At 41.9% G+C, this 17,498-nt stretch carries 17 protein-coding genes and 1 pseudogene; 5 read left to right on the forward strand and 13 right to left on the reverse strand.

The window, feature by feature from the left end; translation table 11 throughout:
- Positions 1-174: 174 nt before the first annotated feature.
- Positions 175-306, reverse strand: coding sequence for a hypothetical protein (locus tag I8U27_RS20970; protein ID WP_258567747.1), 132 nt, complete (start codon positions 304-306; stop codon positions 175-177).
- On the opposite strand from I8U27_RS20970, the gene I8U27_RS08035 reads away from it, so the two are divergent.
- Both I8U27_RS08035 and I8U27_RS08040 read left to right on the forward strand, forming a co-directional pair.
- Positions 272-688 carry an SRPBCC family protein gene (locus I8U27_RS08035; protein ID WP_181751238.1) on the forward strand — a complete coding sequence of 139 codons (417 nt, stop codon included), beginning with the start codon at positions 272-274 and terminating at the stop codon, positions 686-688. The two genes, I8U27_RS20970 and I8U27_RS08035, sit on opposite strands and share 35 nt — an antisense overlap.
- The gene (locus I8U27_RS08040) at positions 688-1,062 is read left to right on the forward strand and encodes an ArsR/SmtB family transcription factor (RefSeq protein WP_181751145.1); all 375 of its coding nucleotides are present in this window, start codon (positions 688-690) and stop codon (positions 1,060-1,062) included. Before I8U27_RS08035 ends, I8U27_RS08040 begins: the two co-directional genes overlap by 1 nt.
- A gap of 185 nt (positions 1,063-1,247) precedes the next feature.
- Here the strand turns inward: I8U27_RS08040 and I8U27_RS08045 are convergent, their stop codons facing one another.
- Together I8U27_RS08045 and I8U27_RS08050 are read right to left on the reverse strand one after the other, a co-directional pair.
- Positions 1,248-2,552 carry an MFS transporter gene (locus I8U27_RS08045; protein ID WP_181751146.1) on the reverse strand — a complete coding sequence of 435 codons (1,305 nt, stop codon included), beginning with the start codon at positions 2,550-2,552 and terminating at the stop codon, positions 1,248-1,250.
- A complete protein-coding gene (locus I8U27_RS08050) occupies positions 2,549-2,971 on the reverse strand; it encodes a MarR family winged helix-turn-helix transcriptional regulator (RefSeq protein ID WP_181751147.1) in 423 nt (140 codons plus the stop codon). Before I8U27_RS08050 ends, I8U27_RS08045 begins: the two co-directional genes overlap by 4 nt.
- A 253-nt stretch (positions 2,972-3,224) precedes the next feature.
- On the opposite strand from I8U27_RS08050, the gene I8U27_RS08055 reads away from it, so the two are divergent.
- On the forward strand, positions 3,225-3,425 hold the full coding sequence (locus tag I8U27_RS08055; RefSeq protein ID WP_181751148.1) for a hypothetical protein: 201 nt from the start codon (positions 3,225-3,227) through the stop codon (positions 3,423-3,425).
- An 86-nt stretch (positions 3,426-3,511) separates the two neighbouring features.
- Here I8U27_RS08055 and I8U27_RS08060 read toward each other — a convergent pair whose 3' ends face one another.
- The 8 genes from I8U27_RS08060 to I8U27_RS08095 all read right to left on the reverse strand — a co-directional run bounded on the left by I8U27_RS08060 (position 3,512) and on the right by I8U27_RS08095 (position 13,119).
- Positions 3,512-4,294: a GNAT family N-acetyltransferase gene (locus I8U27_RS08060; protein ID WP_181751149.1), complete on the reverse strand. Its 783-nt coding sequence runs from the start codon at positions 4,292-4,294 to the stop codon at positions 3,512-3,514.
- A gap of 135 nt (positions 4,295-4,429) precedes the next feature.
- Entirely contained in the window at positions 4,430-4,933 is a 504-nt protein-coding gene (locus I8U27_RS08065) for a GNAT family N-acetyltransferase (protein WP_181751150.1), read from the reverse strand.
- 179 nt (positions 4,934-5,112) lie between these two features.
- Positions 5,113-7,749, reverse strand: a complete 2,637-nt coding sequence (locus I8U27_RS08070) for a glycosyltransferase (protein ID WP_181751151.1) — start codon at positions 7,747-7,749, stop codon at positions 5,113-5,115.
- Positions 7,733-8,803 carry a hypothetical protein gene (locus I8U27_RS08075; protein WP_181751152.1) on the reverse strand — a complete coding sequence of 357 codons (1,071 nt, stop codon included), beginning with the start codon at positions 8,801-8,803 and terminating at the stop codon, positions 7,733-7,735. The genes I8U27_RS08070 and I8U27_RS08075 overlap by 17 nt, the downstream gene beginning before the upstream one ends.
- 400 nt (positions 8,804-9,203) lie before the next feature.
- The gene (locus I8U27_RS08080) at positions 9,204-9,395 is read right to left on the reverse strand and encodes a hypothetical protein (RefSeq protein WP_232345310.1); all 192 of its coding nucleotides are present in this window, start codon (positions 9,393-9,395) and stop codon (positions 9,204-9,206) included.
- A gap of 278 nt (positions 9,396-9,673) precedes the next feature.
- Positions 9,674-10,438 (reverse strand): MerR family transcriptional regulator, encoded by a 765-nt coding sequence (locus I8U27_RS08085; protein ID WP_181751153.1) that lies wholly within the window; start codon positions 10,436-10,438, stop codon positions 9,674-9,676.
- Between the two features lie 481 nt (positions 10,439-10,919).
- The gene (locus I8U27_RS08090; RefSeq protein ID WP_181751154.1) at positions 10,920-12,416 is read right to left on the reverse strand and encodes an MFS transporter; all 1,497 of its coding nucleotides are present in this window, start codon (positions 12,414-12,416) and stop codon (positions 10,920-10,922) included.
- Between the two features lie 208 nt (positions 12,417-12,624).
- Positions 12,625-13,119: a DinB family protein gene (locus tag I8U27_RS08095; protein WP_181751155.1), complete on the reverse strand. Its 495-nt coding sequence runs from the start codon at positions 13,117-13,119 to the stop codon at positions 12,625-12,627.
- Positions 13,120-13,274: 155 nt separating this feature from the next.
- On the opposite strand from I8U27_RS08095, the gene I8U27_RS08100 reads away from it, so the two are divergent.
- The gene (locus I8U27_RS08100; protein ID WP_181751156.1) at positions 13,275-13,838 is read left to right on the forward strand and encodes a CGNR zinc finger domain-containing protein; all 564 of its coding nucleotides are present in this window, start codon (positions 13,275-13,277) and stop codon (positions 13,836-13,838) included.
- A gap of 224 nt (positions 13,839-14,062) precedes the next feature.
- Here the strand turns inward: I8U27_RS08100 and I8U27_RS08105 are convergent, their stop codons facing one another.
- Together I8U27_RS08105 and I8U27_RS21315 are read right to left on the reverse strand one after the other, a co-directional pair.
- Positions 14,063-14,581 carry a GNAT family N-acetyltransferase gene (locus I8U27_RS08105; RefSeq protein ID WP_181751157.1) on the reverse strand — a complete coding sequence of 173 codons (519 nt, stop codon included), beginning with the start codon at positions 14,579-14,581 and terminating at the stop codon, positions 14,063-14,065.
- A 152-nt stretch (positions 14,582-14,733) separates the two neighbouring features.
- Complete coding sequence (locus tag I8U27_RS21315; RefSeq protein WP_374057910.1) at positions 14,734-14,862, reverse strand: HNH endonuclease; 129 nt, start codon at positions 14,860-14,862, stop codon at positions 14,734-14,736.
- Between the two features lie 1,161 nt (positions 14,863-16,023).
- Between I8U27_RS21315 and I8U27_RS08115 the strand changes: the two are divergent.
- Positions 16,024-17,388: pseudogene (locus tag I8U27_RS08115) on the forward strand (flavin monoamine oxidase family protein); the annotation flags it as partial.
- Between the last annotated feature and the right edge of the window lie 110 nt (positions 17,389-17,498).

A 17,498-nucleotide genomic window follows, 5' to 3' on the forward strand; every position in this document is an offset into this window, starting at 1 on the left:
GTAAGAGTCCCTTCACGCCAAGAAGGAGATTCCGGAATTACCATTTAGCAGAAGTGGTTCAACTATCGGAGACCGTTAGGATTCCCTGGGGAGGGATAACGGTCTCCTTTTCCTCTGGCAAAAATCTATTCTTCTTATAAAAATGATATTCACCAGGGCGTTGCATTTAATCTTTTAATTATAAAATTCCCCTGCCTGTGGATCAAACAGAATGGCGTTATAATCTTCCGCAATCATTTCCAGGATAAATAGTACTTCGTTAAAATACTCCATCTCCACATCATCATCACCAAATGTTTCTATCATTTGTCTCGCATTTCAGAAAGTTTGGAAGGCTGTCTCCACATCAGAAGGTATTGCTGCATGGTTTATGCCAAATGATTTTCAGCCAAAAGTCGGACATGAATTTACTTTGCAGTCACCTTTCGGGCCCTCCCCCTGCAAAGTCCTGGAACTTGATCCTCCCAAGCGGCTTTCCTTTGCCTGGGATGAATCCGGCTGGCGTGTTACTTTTGAACTAACAGAACTGGAAGGAAAAACAGAGTTCACACTCATTCATTCCGGCTGGGGAAAACCGGATGAAATTGTTGCAAAACCGTCAGAAAAAAATTCCGTGATACGCGACAGAATGAACAAAGGTTGGGAGGGGCTTGTTAACAACAATCTTCGCAAGGTAGTTGAGCTCTAATGTCATCCCAGCCAAAGCATGATATATTTCAGGCAATCGCCGATCCTACCCGGCGTCAGTTACTGAGATTGCTTGCTGACAAGGAATTGCCCGTTACCGTAATAAGCAAACACTTCCCTATGAGCCGTACAGCCGTTTCCAAACATCTGCGCATTTTGTCAGAGGCGGGACTGGTGGGGGAGCAGAAAGTGGGGCGGGAGAAAAGGTACAGGCTCCAAGCGGAACCATTGATCGAGCTGAAACAGTGGCTTTCCTTTTACGAGCGATTCTGGGAAAACAAGATCTCCATGCTTAAACATTTTGTGGAAAATGAAGAGACAGCCGATAGGAAACTTGTGACCTCCGACCGAAACAAGCGGGAATCAGAGGAATAATCGCTGCGGGAGGTGCTGTACCCGCACATGCAGCCATTCAAGAAGAAGGCTGGTTTGAGATTAGCAAACATGAAGCTCCCCCGCTGATAGAAGCAGGGGAAACTTAAATGTGTACTGCATCGCCATGTAAATTGAGAGTTCTTTCGCTTATCTTAAACTTCTGCAAGTATCGATTTCATTTCATTTTACATACCACGATGCAACTCTGCCTTTATTTTTCCGTGAACCCTTTCATCTATCTTCCACGTTTCCGGGAGTAATACACTCATCATCCCCGCCGCAATGAGCAAGGCAATGCTGATCGAAAATGACAGCTGGTAACTTCCTGACCAGTCAAAGAGCAATCCCGGTATGTATGATCCAAGGGCTGAACCAATCTGATGGCTCATAAATAACCATCCAGTAATTAGACCGATCGATTGCTTATGAAAGTAGGTTGACAGCAATTTAATTGTTGGAGCAACGGTTGAAAAATCCACCAACCCGAATGATAATGAGAACGCAAACAGCAGAACCGGGTATTCCAGGAATATGGCGAGCAATCGGATATCGCTGGAGAATACCAAAAGAAGAGCAATCGTCAAAGCCCTTATAAAGTAGAGCAGAGATAAAAAAATTCGATTACTCCATCGGTCGGCCACTATTCCGGAGATTAATGTACCGATTATATTAAAAGCCGCAAGTGTAGCCACTGCAACACTGATAACGCCTGGCGCAAAACCACAGTTCTGTGTAAACGGAATCAAGTGGGTATCCATTAATCCGGTTGTCGTAAAACCGCACACAAAAAAAGGGATGATCAGGAACCAGAACGCCCGGCTTTTAAGTACACTCTTATCAGTTGCCAGTTGATCCGGCATTGCAGTCTTCGCGTCATTCTCCCTCCGGCCATACGCGCTTGCTCCTACATCAGACGGCTCATTTCGTAAAAAGAAAAGCAATACTGGAGTAACAACTGCCACAATGAACATTCCCAGGATCATGACGGTATATTTCCATCCTACATAGCCAATCAAAAGGACAGAAGCAGGCACCAGAATCATCTGTCCTGCACCAAAGCCTGCCTCCACCAAACCCAGAGCAAACCCCCGTTTAGCATCAAACCATTTCGTAACAGCTACAGAAGCCGTTAACCCGGAAGCACCCCCGAATCCTAAAGATGCAATGATTCCATAGATGATCAGTAATTGCCAGACCGATGTGGCATAAAAGCTGCACAAAGTAGCTCCACCCACGACTAACATACTGATGATAAAAACACTGCGTATTCCAAACCTGTCAATCATCTTTCCGATGAGAGGCTGGGAGATTGCAAATACGATATAACTGACAAAAGAAATAGCAGAGATCGTTCCCCTGCTCACAGAAAACTGTTTCTCCCACGGGCCGATAAAAGCTCCAAACGAAAGGCGAACACCTTGTGCAGCCAAAACACCCAGAAAAGAGATGATTAAAATAATCCAGGCATAATGAATATTCCGTTGACTCATCTTTCTATTTCCCCAATTTTGGCGAGGATTTTTGTTAATACATGTTTTTCTTCTGCGGACAGATCCAATAAGATCTCTTCATGTGCCTGGTTCATCGCTTCATTTAATGAGGTTTTGAGGGAGATTGCTTTTTGGGTCAGATGGATCGTATTAATCCGGCGGTCAGTATCATCCGGACGCCTTTCAATCATATCTTTTTGCACCAGACGATCCAGTAAACCAGTCATTGTTGCTCCATCCAATTTTAAACGTGCGCCTAATTCGGCGCTATAGAGTCCATCCTTCTCCCATAAAACAAGCAGTAAGGCATATTGAACCGGAGTGATTTGATATGCATTCAACTTTTGTTTGGCAACTTGCTGGGACTTCTGATAAGCCTTTCCTAAAAGAAAAGTGATGCATTGTTCGATTTTTTCCATTCTGCCCCCTCCAATAGCAGGATTGTGATGATTATTATAACACTTAATATTTGATTACAAAATATTTGTGTACAAATATTTTTCGTGAAAGAATGTTCACATCAAGAAATGCCGTCTATCTTTAAGCCCGTTAAGAGAAAGGATCCGCCAGGAAGCCTCATTTGGGTGTTTGACTTATTCCGATATGGAACAGCTGTCATATGATACTCATATATCACAAATCATCAAAAGTACCACAAAAGGAGCGTATAACATGCATCACAAGTATTACATGAAGCCTCACATGGACCGTCACGAGATGTATAAAGCCTATTACCATTGCAAAAAAGCCTATAAATTGATGAAGCGCTTGATGAAACATTGTCATTACGGCAATCCGCACCACTATTACCATAATCCTGACGGCTTCTTTATCCCAAGTCCCGAAAGTCCGGAGAGCCCGGAAAGTCCCTGATACTTAATAAGGACTACAGCTGCCTGTAGTCCTATTTTTACAGAGTAAACTCAAATCCCGGCTTCGATCCCTCTGATAAAAGGGTTTTACATGTCAAATTCAGTTAAATAAAACTTGGAAATACACTGATACCCTAAAGATTCGTATAACTTGACAGCTGGTATATTATCGCTAAACACATACAAATATACATCTTTGGAGATTTCCCTTCCCTTGCGTGTAAGTTCTGCAGAGATTCTTTTCCCCCAGCCTTTTCTCCTCATATGTTCAACTGTCCCTATATTTCCAACTTCAACATAATCGCGATCAAAGATATGATATCCACCAACAGCAATCAGATCTTCATTTTGCATAACTCCAAAGAATGGAAAATTGAACTCTTCTTCTATAAAAGCCATAGCGTTGAACTCTTTCATTTTCAATTGAATCATATCAAAATGTGTGAGATCTAATCTTATGACTCTGTCATCTGTCGGGGGAAGACAAGCAAGATCTGTATGTTTCATCAATAACATTTCTTTCACGGGATGAACAGGTTCAATTTGAGATAAGAAAAAGGTTTGATCCCGTTCATTGACAAGGGTACTCCCAATAGAGCCATCCGGAATCCTTAAATCAGTCTTGATATAGGACAGCAACGGATGGATTTTAATAGTTTCCTTTATAAAGTAATAGGAAAAGGCATGAAACGGCAACCCCTTTAAATAGGCGATAATCCCCAATAGTTCACCATCATCAGTAAATTGGCCATAGTGAATGGTTTTCTTCTGTCTGACGGTAAGATAACTATAGAAAAGGAGTTGTTTTTCTTTTTTGATATCCTTTAAAATGCAGTCTCTCTCTTTTTGCTTTAACCGTCGGTGAAACATAAAAAAACTTCTCCTTGTCTGCTTGTTACTCACCATGATGTTTGCAGGACATTTTTACATAAAGAGTAAGGGTTAACGCAGGGGCAAGGTCAACAGATTATTCTTTATTGGCAATGATGTTCATCAAGTTCGGGGTTAAACTTTGATCGCCATCAAGTCCTCATCCCAATATTGCCCGTTCATTTTTAAAGCATTGCATTCTGTTCCATATCTGGTAAAGCCAACTGATTCGTAGAGCTTTTTCGCTGCAATGTTGTTTGCAACTACAGTTAAATGAATCTGCTCTAAACCGGCACATTTTTTTGCCCTTTGAAGCAACTCTGAAATCAATCTGTAACCTACCCGCTTTCCACGGAATTCAGGAACTACGTACATCCCAAATACATATCCCTTATGCGTGATTTTGGGTTTACTTTCCCGCACAAATGTAACAATTCCAACTAACTCATCGTTGTCCGTAAAACAACCTAAAGTAAATTTAAAATCTGTATGTTGAAGATTCTGCCGTGTGGTCTCAATCGGTTTTTCTCTCTCTATTTCATAGGTCGTTAAAAAAGCTTCAGGGTTTTCCTGTAATGACCTGAGTCTGATCTCCCGATAAATTTCAGCATCTGAAGGCTCCAGATATCGTATATGCACTGGCACTACTCCTTTCTAACACAATAGAAATAAGGTAAATTTTTATAATTATATAGTTTTTCATGACGATCAAACAAGGTTGTAATCAGGAAAAAACCTATTCTACCAACAACCTGAAAAACGCGGCACTTTCTCGTCATCCGTACGGTTGTTCCAAGCGTCGGCATATGTTGAAAGGACTACAGCTGCAAACTGTAGTCCTTTTCTCCAAATCTATCCGACTCCCTTGACCATGGACCTTGGTCAAGTTGAACATGTCCCTTTCGGGTAAGTTTGTTCCAGCCCATAGAAACTCCTTTAAATGCAGAGATAAAAGAACGGACAACCACATACGACATGAGCTGTCTGTATACAAAACGCTGGATAAACAGCCAGATCAGCGGCTTGGGATTTTCTTTTTCCTGTCTAAAAGCAAAGTAGGCGGCCAGCAGATCAAACAGCAAAAAACCAATGTAAAAAGTAGCTGTGTTTACTGCATACTCGGTAAATAAACTTAAAACAAACAGAAGATCTACGAACAGAGAAAATGTTTGTACCCCGTACTGAAAGATCCACATATTAGGAAGGGAGACTAATCCCAGCGCTTTTTGCTCTCTGGAAAAAAGAGCGCCTCTGTGTTTCCACAGACACTGCAAAGTTCCATAAATCCAGCGGATTCGTTGTTTAATGAGACTTTTTAAGTCCTCAGGAGCTTCTGTATAGGCAAATGCGTGATCTTCAAACTGCACCTTATAACCGTGCCGCAAAAGCGTAATTGTAATATCGGTATCCTCAGCCAGTGTATCATGTTGGAAATATCCCACTTCTTCCACTGCTTTTTTACGCCACGCACCGATGGCTCCCGGAACCACAGGGATACAGTTCAGATTATCAAAAGCCCGCCTTTCCAGGTTAAAACCTGTAATATATTCGACATGTTGCCATAAAGTAAGAAGGTTTCTTACGTTTCCAACCTTCACATTACCTGAAACTGCGGCAACTTTCTTATCTTGAAAATGTCTCACAAGAAGCGGAACCGTATTGTCTGCAATCAGTGTATCCGCATCGATAGATATGATGATTTCTCCTTTAGCGAAGCGATATCCCAGATTAATCGCGGCTGTTTTGCCGCTGTTTGGTTGTGTAATCACATGGACTTGAGGGTTCCCGGAAAATTCCCGTTTAATTACCGCCTCTGTTTGATCCTTGGAGCCGTCATTTACAATGATCACTTCAAGCGGCGCATATTTGCTTCGCAAAACAGAATGAATGGTTTTATTAATTACTTTTTCCTCGTTGTAAGCAGCAATGACCACACTCACCAAAGGATTATATTCGATGAGTTCCGACCCCCGCTTTAACCAGCGATTGCGCCTTTTTATTTTCATTCTCTGTCTGAAGGAGAAGTACATCAGAATAGCGACGCGTACAAATCCCAGGCCAATCCCTGCATAGATCATAAAGGTAAAACTGTGCTGAAACAAGCCGCTAACTGTATAAACGGCCTTAGCAAACGGCATATAAATCTTTTCTTCCGGCTGAATGGATGGCATCGCCTGCTCTCTGGATTTTCCCGTCAGTTCACTTGCCGTTACAAATTGATACCCTTTTGCCTTTAGCTCCCTGATTAAAACAGGCAAAGCTTTAACTGTAGCGGAACGGTCTCCTCCTGCATCGTGCAACAACGCGATATGCCCCAGATTCAGCTGTTTTATGGTTCTCTCTGTAATCTTTTCGCTGGGCGGGTTTTGCCAATCAAATGTTTCAATGTTTTTGCTGATCATCGTATAGCCATACCTGTGTCCGCGCACCATAGCCAGGATTTCATCCCATTTTTGGGGTTCAGATTCTACTTGATACGGAGGGCGGAACGTAGTCATGGTATGATCGGTAAATGCCTGGAACAGGCGCTGGATTGAATGTAATTCCAATTGTACCCGCAGCGGAGAAACCTGCCCCAGATGGGGATGGGAATAGGTATGGTTTCCAACTTCATGCCCTTCTTCATATAACCGTTCTACCAGACCGGGATTTAAAACGGCATTTTCGCCCGTGATATAGAAAGAAGCTTTCACGTTGTGTTCCTTTAAGATATCTAAAATTTGCTCTGTATACTTTGAATCCGGCCCGTCATCAAAGGTAAGGGCTATTTTCTTCTCTCCAGTTTTTCCAAACCGTTGAACTTGCAGAGGAGCGGAAGGAGAACGATAATCGACATTTTGAATCCAATTACCTTGTTCCAATTCAACAGAACGACTTCCCTGTTTGGCCTCGGCCGATACAGACAAGATCTCCCCGTCTCCGATATACTCAGGAATAGGGCTCGTTATTTTCTCCATCGCAGAAACGGAGTTCTGTTTACCTTTCAGTAAGTCCCAAACCGCCGGATCTTCCGATCCCAACCGCCAAAATGCAATCCCTTCTGCCCCGTATTGCCGGATCAGACGCAGCTGGTTATAAAAAGCGGGACCATCTAAAAACCAGACGATGTGTTCTTCATTTCCTTTTTTGTAGCGAAGGTAAGGGTGACTGCTGGCCGTGTCCCACTCTACTTTAAGATGGTGACGATCTGCCAACATCATCACTTGATGAAAGGTTAATGCTTTGGCAGAGCTGCTTTTTCCAACAGTCCAGTCATACCCGTATGCACCCAAACTGATGATTCGCTTGGAGGCCGGAATCGGCAGACGTTCCAGGGATTCTTTCATCCAGTTAAATGAGGCAATGGGGCCCGGCTTACCTTCATTATGATGCTGCTCGTACATGATAACATCCATGTAATCAGCAATGTTGGCCAGTGTTTTATAATCATAGGCAGGGTCATCGGGGGGGAACACTTTGGATCACTTTTAGCCCGTCCCGATGGAAAACAAGCACTAATTCTTTCATAAATTTGGTTAATAGTCTTTTGTCTTTTGGTCTCAATTTATCAAAATATATATTGATCCCCGCATAGCGGTGTTTTTTTACATCCTGATGCAACTGCTTTATCAAATCCGTCCGCTTTTGCGGCGAAATGAGCATTTGATGCACAACCGACTCATCCCAGTTTCCGTCCACAACGTTATTGATTCTCGGGAATATTTGTACACGATGTTTCTTAGCCAGTTGATCCACATTTTCTTCTCTTTTGATGTCAATGGACAAATCAGAATTAAGCGAGTACCACTCCGGAATGAGAACATCTATATCTTTGATACGCCCCAGGCTGTTCAGGTCAAACCATCCTTTTGAGTCCCAGGGAACGTAAAAGGCGTAAGTAGTGAAATCTTTTTGTTTTTCTTGACTCACAAAGACAGGAAACGAAGGTTCCCTGCTGTTTGAGCTATTTATTTTTTGATTGATGGGCTGGATCGACGGGTCCGGGGGCGACGCCTGTATCAAAGGCGTGACAACCGGATGGTCATACAGACTGATACCAAACACCGTAAGGGTGACAAGAGACAGAACAAATAAAATAAGAATTGTCCGTTTCAAAAACATCCATCTTCTTCCTAAATCGTGAAAGACAAACATTTTCTCATCATTTAATAATTCTCTTTTATGTACATCTTTATAAACCCATCGGAATACCAAGTAACACAAAGATAAAAAAAAGAGTCCCAGCAAGATATCCAGTACAATCGAGTCGGGAGAGGAAAATAAACTCTCCAGTCCCAACCAGTGAGCAGCTACGACAATGAGCGGGAATAGCAGTGAAGTGATAATTCCGACATAGACGGCTAAAATATTGAGGCGAAAGATCAGGCAAAGAATCAACCCAATGATCCAGGCGATGTGACCAATCGGTAAGATTCCCAACAGAACACCAAGCGTTCCCCCGACTGCTCTTCTCTGATAGGAACCTAGAAAAAAGATAGAAAAGAACAGATTTGCAATTTTCCTTCTCATGTTGTAATCCCTTTCTATGTACACAAATCAACTAGTTAAAATTATCTATGCCTGTAAGTCCCGGAGTGAAAAAATGGCTGTTCTATTTTGTTTGAAAGGATCACATCCTCTCAGTATACTTCACAAATCCCCTTAATAAAAGAAAGATCCTGCAATAGGATTATACTTATTTATATAATTTACATATTTATTCGTAACCGCATTCAAATTTAATGTTTATTTCTCGCAAATTCATTCGTTTTTTTAAGTATTACTTTTTTTGTCTGTCCTGAAAATATAAAAACCCCCCGAAAAAACTCGAGGGATTGTAAATGGGAAATTATATTTAAAACGGGTCCCTAGAAACTCAACGCTACAAAGATATCAAAAGCAATAAGAGTCCCGCAAAGCTTGATTATCGTTATTCTATAAATTCAGGTGGTTCATTCTGATTCCCTTCGTATGTATGCATATTCAGCTCTTTAAAAATACTGTTGTTCATGGATTTGGAGCTGTTGCTGGAAGAAGTTTTAATATTTTTTAACTCAGCAAGCAACTGTTGAATATCTTCTTTCGTAGCCGGTTGTTTATTTGGCTTCAGTTCATAGCCCAATTGCTCGTTAACCTCTAATGTAGCTGTCTTAACATCATCAATAGACGAGATCCCCTCTTATCATCACCTCTTATCGATTATTATCTTTTCCGAAGCAAGTGCATATACAGGGATCAGTATGTATCATGATAACTTCATATAAGAAGAAGGAGGGAGAAAATTGCGCATTCCTCCCCGACCTGTAGAGGATCGGGGTCTCCTGCGCCAATTGAAGATGAAAATGGATGGTGTTCTGCTGTGGTTATGTCAAACGATCCGATTGAAACAGATTTCCCATTCTATTTTTTCGTAACGCCTGTATAGATGTGAATCGCGTCTCTCAGGAATTCTGTCATACCGGGCTGCTTTTCATAGTAAGCCTTAAACCGTTCATCATCCACATACATTTGGGCAAGGCCCGCGTGCGCTCCTTTGCTGTATTCGCTCCAGTAATATATAAGCCACTGCTTATGCAACTCCGCCGTTTTTTGTGCAAGCTCTCCGGCCGGGTCGCCATTTGCAAACGCTTCGGACAGTGTTGCCAGGACTTCATCCTCGAGACGGGCAACATCTTCATACTCTTCTTGAGTCATGTTTTTCAATTTTTCATTGGACCGGTTCACGACATCGTCGCCATATTTCGCACGGATCTCTTTTCCGTACTTAGCCTCGTTGTCTTCAATCATCTGCTGCTTGAAACCCTCAAACTTCTCTTTATCGGTCATGATAATTCTCCCTTCCATTGAAGCGATTGTTTTTTCCACATTGGCAATTAGCACTTCCAACTGCTTTCTTTTGTCGAGGAGCTGTTCACGGTGTTCCCGCAGAGCTTTGGCTCCGTCATAGGAAGGGGAAGTAACGATTTCTTTAATCCTTTCAAGACTAACCCCTAATTCCTTGTAAAAGAGGATTTGCTGTAAACGGTCTACTTCCGCCTGACCATAGATACGATATCCCGACGAGTTGATTCTTGCCGGCTTCAGAATCCCAATCTCATCATAATACCGAAGCGTTCTGGTACTAATCCCCGCCAACTGAGCCAGCTTCTTCACGGTGTACTCCATGTCATCACCTCCTGACACCTTCACTGTACACCTTGACGCATACGTCAATGTCAATATTTTTTCATCAGGAATGTGCCTATTTTCTTATTCAATATTCAAATGCAAACAAAAGCTGATTTCCCTGGATAACCACGGTTATCAGCAGAGAATACAGCTTCATTGAAATCGACGGATTGTTTCGATCATCTGCTTGATAAGGAACCATTTCATCATTGTTTAGAAAAAATATACCGTATTAAAAAAGAACTCAAAATAAGAAAGTAAAACTGAGATTCAGTCAGCGTTGATGGCGACTAAGACGAATGATCCGGACTGTTATAAAAGGGCTGAAGAGTTGTATCTCAAAAGTTGAGGAACGATACCATTTGGAAGATGAGAACGGTCAAAAATGAGATGCCATGATTGGACAAGTGTTTGGCAATTTTGCTTCATTCAGATGACTGTCACGGCAGATAAGATAATGGGGGTCTGCGGGAGCCCATTATTTTTTATCATCTGCATCCTCGATCTTCTCATCTATTTTATTTTTTTCTTCTTTCCACCATAAGGCTTCTTCAGGATCTTTTAAAACAGCCTGTATTTCATGTTTCTCTTCAACCGCTGGCGGCGACCCGCGAAGTGGTCTGCCTGATGGATCTTTGACAAAATAGGTGACGACCAGAATCCCTATAAGGGCAGCCGCAATAATATAATAAGCCGGTACCAGATGATTCCCGGTCATATTAATCAACCAGGTGACAACCAACGGGGTCGTGCCCCCAAATAATGAAGCCGATATGTTGTATGTTATAGCCAATGCCCCGTATCTCACTTCAGTAAAGAATAAAGAAGGCAGAACCGACGGCATCGTTCCTTGAAATGAAGCCAAAAAGATGGCTAATATCATCAAGCCCAAAAAAACCAGCCAATGATTGCCGCTTCCGATCAATAAAAACGATGGGATCGATAAGATAACCAATCCGATCAAACCGCCTTGAATGATTCGTTTTGCCCCAATACGGTCACTGTAATAGCCCATTATTAAAACAATCGGGATCATAATTAACATGACGATTAAAATTAGCAGCAGCCCTGTCGTTTCCCGATAACCCAGCACGGCGTTTAAGTGCGAAGGCATATAAGACAAAACCATGTAGTCAACGACGTTATAGAAAAAAACCAATATCATACCGATCATCAAAGGCTTCCAATGAAAGGCAAAAATATTTTTTATAAACTTATGTTTATCGGTGTTCTTTGTCTCTTTTTCCATTGCTTCAAAAGCAGGTGTTTCTTCTAAGTGGTTGCGTAAGTAAAGACCGATGAGGCCAATAGGTGCGGCTATCAAAAAAGGAATCCGCCATCCCCATTCCAGCATTTTTTCAGATCCTAAAATAAAGGTGAGCAATGTGACAATCCCGGAGCCCGCAACAAATCCCACTAAGGTGCCCACTTCCAAACCACTTGCCATCACGCCCCGCTTCTTATCCGGTGTCGATTCGGCGATAAAAGTCATTGCACCGGAATACTCTCCGCCCGTGGAAAATCCCTGTACCAACCGGGCGATCAGCAATAATACAGATGCCGTTACACCAATGGATGCGTAACCTGGAATCAACCCGATACTCAGGGTAGCTACCGCCATTAACACTAATGTCATTGCCAAAGTATTTTTACGCCCCAATCGATCTCCCAACATCCCGAAAAATATCCCACCGAGCGGCCGGACAAGAAAGGCTGCAGCAAAAGTGGCAAAAGAATAAACTAATTGAACCGTCCCTTTCATTTCAGGGAAAAATACTTTTCCAATCGTAACAGCCAAATAAGAATAAATCCCAAAATCAAACCATTCCATGGCATTGCCGATTGCTGTTGCCACAACCGCTTTTTTCGCAACTTGCGCATCTACAACGGTAATATCCTCTTTATGTAATGTTTGTTTCGATCTTTTTTTGATCGAAAACCTTGATCGCTTTTGATTGTATTCTTTTTCATCCAATCGTTTACTCCTCCTTGCACGATCATTGGATATACTTCTCCCGTCTAAATCCAGTATTAGTATTAACGAGTATCTATTTCCTAACTCAAATCTTCGTCATCCGAATAATCTGCTTACTTGTGGTGGACATGAAAAAACCTCCTTATCACGCGTAAATAACGTTTTAAGAAGGTTAGGTAAGTTCCTATATAATTGTTTTGTCTACAGTTTATGAAAATGACCTCTGTTCAGGCCAGGAGCCTTGTAATTTGCGAATTTGCACAATTTGTCCCGTATGGTAGGCATCGTGCAGCACAATGTTGGTGACTTGCTGCCAAACAGGCAAGACAGGGGAAGGTGTGTCCAACTCGCTTTCTTGCAGGGAGAGCAACTTTTGCTTTAAGGCTTGATGGACTTCGATTGTGCGGGAGACAACAGCTTGCCAGGCGGCTTCATCATCAGGGGAACTTTGAAAAAACGTGTCATCATTGTCAGAGAGCATAGAAAAGGATTCAGCTTTACCGGACAGGCGAGCAAGTAATCGTTCTTTGTAGATGAGTAAATGATTGACATTTTCCCAAATGGTGTTTGCCGCTTTCCCCTCCGGCCGCCAGCATGCCTGGGTGGATGTAACACCTTTTAGTGCTTGTTCTAATGGGGGATACCATGCTTCTTCATTAAAAGCTTGATTTATGCAATCTAATATCATTTCTTTTCTGCTCATGGAAGTTTCCTCCTCTTTAATTAATCATCGCTTAAAAGGACGAGTGTTAAAGCAGCTTATAAAACGATATTGTAATGGGTAAAATTGATTAAGGTAGTTACATTTAATTTATCATATTTTCTGTCATTTGGGCAAAGGAAAGGGGGATTTATTTTATGGAGGTTTTATGTTTTGACTTTCTTAATAGTGATTGGCGGGATTGGCGTGGTTCGGGGCGTCGGGAAGATCGTTTACTGAATGAAGAGTGGCTAAAATCTTTCCTTGAGAAATGGGACTTAGCTGCGGATCCGGTATTGGAAGAAGATACATATCAAGTGCTGGTTAGATTACGTGCCCGTTTGCAAAAGATGGTGGAAGCGTTGGTAAACCACCAGTCACTGTCGCCAACAGACATCACATTTCTCAATGAGTGGCTTCAACAAACTTCTTATCATCTGCAGCTGGTCGGTCATCTTGATAAATTTAAGCTGGAGCAAGTGGCTGCTGCTACCGGGTGGACACTGGTGATGGGACAAATCGTCCGTTCATTTGCAGAGTTATTGGCGCATAATGATGTTCGCCGTATAAAGATCTGTATAAATAAAGATTGCCGCTGGGTTTTTTATGATGAAAGCCGTAATCGGAGCCGGCAATGGTGTGATCCCCGGATGTGCGGAAACCTGTTAAAAGTACGACGGTTTCGGGAACGAAAAAAAGGAACAAAAGGAAGAGCCCGCTAAGCGTTCATGAAAAAAGAACCGTTTGCGGCAAATGCAGACGGTTTAAGCATGTTCCGGGTCTGCCTATTTATTCGTATCCTACTCGGTTTTTTATGTGTAACATCTGTAATGCTATCCTATGCCAAACAAATTCCCGCTTACTAAATTGGAAAGCAAAAATAAGAGTATATGAACCTGAATCGACAAAAATAATAAAGCTTAAGAGTAGATTACTTTAAGGATTGTCACAATACCTCATCCTTTTTCTTATATATTAGCAGAGAGTAATGGTAAACCTTTTGTCTTCCAATCGGTCCTTCTCTTCTTCGACCCTTATCCACAAATCCCGATTTCTCATACAAGCGTTGGGCTGCAATATTTTTTTCATTCACCACTAATACAATCTCATCAACTTCTGGAAAGTGATTAACCACAAACTTTGGAAGTCCGGACATAGCCTGTAGAGCATAGCCTTTCCCTTGATACATATGATTAATCGAAAGCGCGCGAAGCAATAAGGCATTAGGTTGATCCGTAAACTGCTCCCAATCCTCTGCCTTATGCAGAACAAAAAAACCAATGGGTGTATGCCCAAGCAGAATAACAACCGGATGTCTATTTTTATCCTCGATCGCTTGTTTTATGATCTCATTGGGGAGAGCTGTAAACTTATGCTGTTTCTCGGGAAGAAGAAATGTTTTCAGAGTTGCATCAAATTCGGGTTTATAAAAAGATAGATGAATCTGTTTGCATTCTGTTTGCAACGCCTATTCCCCCTGACTCCTCACGGCGGACATCCTTGCCTTGAGCTAATGGTTACTGCTATCTTCATATTGTCGGGTAGGGTAGGCTCCTTTCGGAGCCGTCCCCCCTAAGAACGGATCGTGCGAGTTTCCCCGCAATCCGCTCAAGCCTCTTAAACGCCCCGTGGGGGACGTGGTTTCTTAACGGTTAACTTTCGGCTATGGACTTGTTGATGACAATTCGGGTGTAGTAGGACTCGATTTTCTTGTGTGTCTGCTCCTCCTTTGGATCTCCAAACCATATGATGGTTGTGCCATCCTGTAGAGGCGGTGATCTTTTCTCTGCAAACCGGGCAAATGCCACCTTGTTCTTTCCAAAGTCGCAGTAGTTGCTTTCTTCCTTGTACCCTTGTCTACCATTTGTTTTGCAATTCGGCTTTCAAAATAGGCTTCCCATCCCGGATCAAAGGGATTGGCCTCTGCTTTGATCTTGACATGGCGCTTGATCGGAACAGAGGATGCGTGAAATAAAATATATTCCCTCCCCTCATCCTCACCGGCCGTTCGCAAAAAGAGTGCCTCTTCATTAGTTGTATACAGTACAGGCAGCTCATCAGGGCTAAACTTTTTCATCTCAGCTGTACATTGATAACGTGCCAGAATCACATTGGCTAACCGGATAAATTCATAAGCCTGTTCACGCTCAGCCAGTGATAAGTCGGTAAAATTTTGTGAGAAGGAAAGGGGATCGACGTGTTTAACTGCAAGCTCAGGAAAAACTTGGGGCAAGCGCTGGATCAGTTCAGCATCATGTGTATAACCACCATTGATCACACAGATCGATTGGGATTTAGCGACTTGGCTGATTTGACGGTACTCATCCACACTAGATGTAAACAGGACCTGCTCAGACAGGGAACGAATTTCCTTCATTTTTTTAATGCCGAGTGTTGTTTGGAAAGGCAGCCAGTCAATAAATAGCGCATACAATTCATTATCTTCTTTGGCAAGTGATTTGATCGATTCATAATGAATTTGGATAATCTGCTTCAAAAGAGTTGGATTGGTATGGACCAGATGGATCAGATACTCGCGAATCCCGTCACCCAGCTCTTTCCGTACCATATCCAACATCGGATCATCATAAAATTCTTCCCGGGAAGCAGTTGGCCTGAGTTGGGTCACATTTAAGACACTGGTCACAAAGAAAGACCAATCAGGTAAAATCTTTTCTACCTTCTCGGAGAGGAGCATTTGTTTTACATAGACCCGGTGTGTTTGTTTTGCATTGATTCTTACCGGATATGGGAGGATAAAGGCCATCCCTTTCGCTTCTCCCATCGTTGAGGTTAAAGGAATTGCATCTAAAAACGTTTGATCATATTTTATTTTCATAAAATGAAGCGCTTCAGCAGGTTGCATATCCCAAGGCGCTTTCTCCGCATTAAGCCAAGGATGCAGGTCATGAAATAACGATTCTGGAAGCAACCGAAAGAGTAGGGGGGCGTGTATTAACTATTCGCTCTCCTTTTAAAGAGGGTGGATATATTGATGTGGGGCCGATGCGGATTCCCAATACGCACTACTTAACAATGGAGTATATCCGCAAATTTCATCTACCCATCAATCCATTTATTAATACAACGCCGAACGATATCTTTTATGTAAACGGAGTCTACACTCGTCGAAAGTGTTATGAACAAAATCCCAGTATTCTTAATTACCCTGTTGCACCAAGGGAACGGAACAAAACGGCTTCCGAATTACTACATATATTATTTCAACCGATTTACGATTTCATCAATCAGAATCCCGCAAGAAATTGGCCAATAATCATTAAATTCTTTGATAAGTATTCGTTTGACATTTTTCTTACACATAATCCCTTCGGCATCCGGCTATCACACGGAGCAATTGAACAAATCAAGGTGATTTCTGCCAATGAAGGAATGGCAGAGTTATCTTTTCTTGATATTTTTCGTGAATACTTAGTTTTTCTAAATCCATATAACCGTTTCTATGAAATCACTGGCGGTAATGATCAATTACCAAAAGCTTTTTTACCACAGTTGAAAGAAAATATTCTCTTCAACCAAGAACTCAAGAAAATCGTATATCACGAGAGCAACGTAACCTTTTACTCTATCCATACAAAAACAGGTGAACCTCTTCAAATCACTGGAGACTGTGCAATTGTTACAATTCCTTTTTCGGTATTACGTTTTATTGAAGTCGAACCGTACCATGCTTTTTCACACAGTAAGCGCAAGGCGATTCGTGAACTACATTATGTTCCTTCTATCAAAACGGGTATTCAGTTTCGCGAAAGATTTTGGGAAAAAGAAAAGATATTTGGTGGTCAAACCATTACGGATTTACCCATTAGGCAGGTATATTATCCTAGTCATGGCTTTGGTCAGAAGGTGGGAGTGATTTTAACAAGCTACACTTGGGAAGATAGTGCACAAATTTTACAGAGGTATTCAGAGAAAGGACAAATTCAACAAGCTTTAGAAAATTTGGCTGTGATCCATGGCCTGCATATTCTTAACGACTTTGTAACAGGTGTCTCTCACAGTTGGACTCAATATAAGTATGCGACAGATGCTTTTGCTTTTTTCAAGCCAGAACAAGAAGTTGAACTATACCCTTCTATTATTGCACCAGAAGGGAGAATTCACTTTGCTGGTGAACATGCTTCCTCTGACCGTACCTGGATTCAAGGGGCCATAGAATCGGGAATACGTGCGGCGTATGAAGTGAATAGCCGACCTTACTGCATCTTATATATACCATTTATGATGACTATGACGGACATAAACTCTTGAAACATTCTGTAATGAAATAGCTCATACCTTTGATGCTTTTGTCCTTTTATTACTTGAAATATTCCATCATTTGATTTTTTCAGCCTATTTCTAAAGAATACAGGCAAATA

This window comes from Paenactinomyces guangxiensis (assembly GCF_016055185.1).
GTDB classification, from domain to species: domain Bacteria; phylum Bacillota; class Bacilli; order Thermoactinomycetales; family Thermoactinomycetaceae; genus Paenactinomyces; species Paenactinomyces guangxiensis.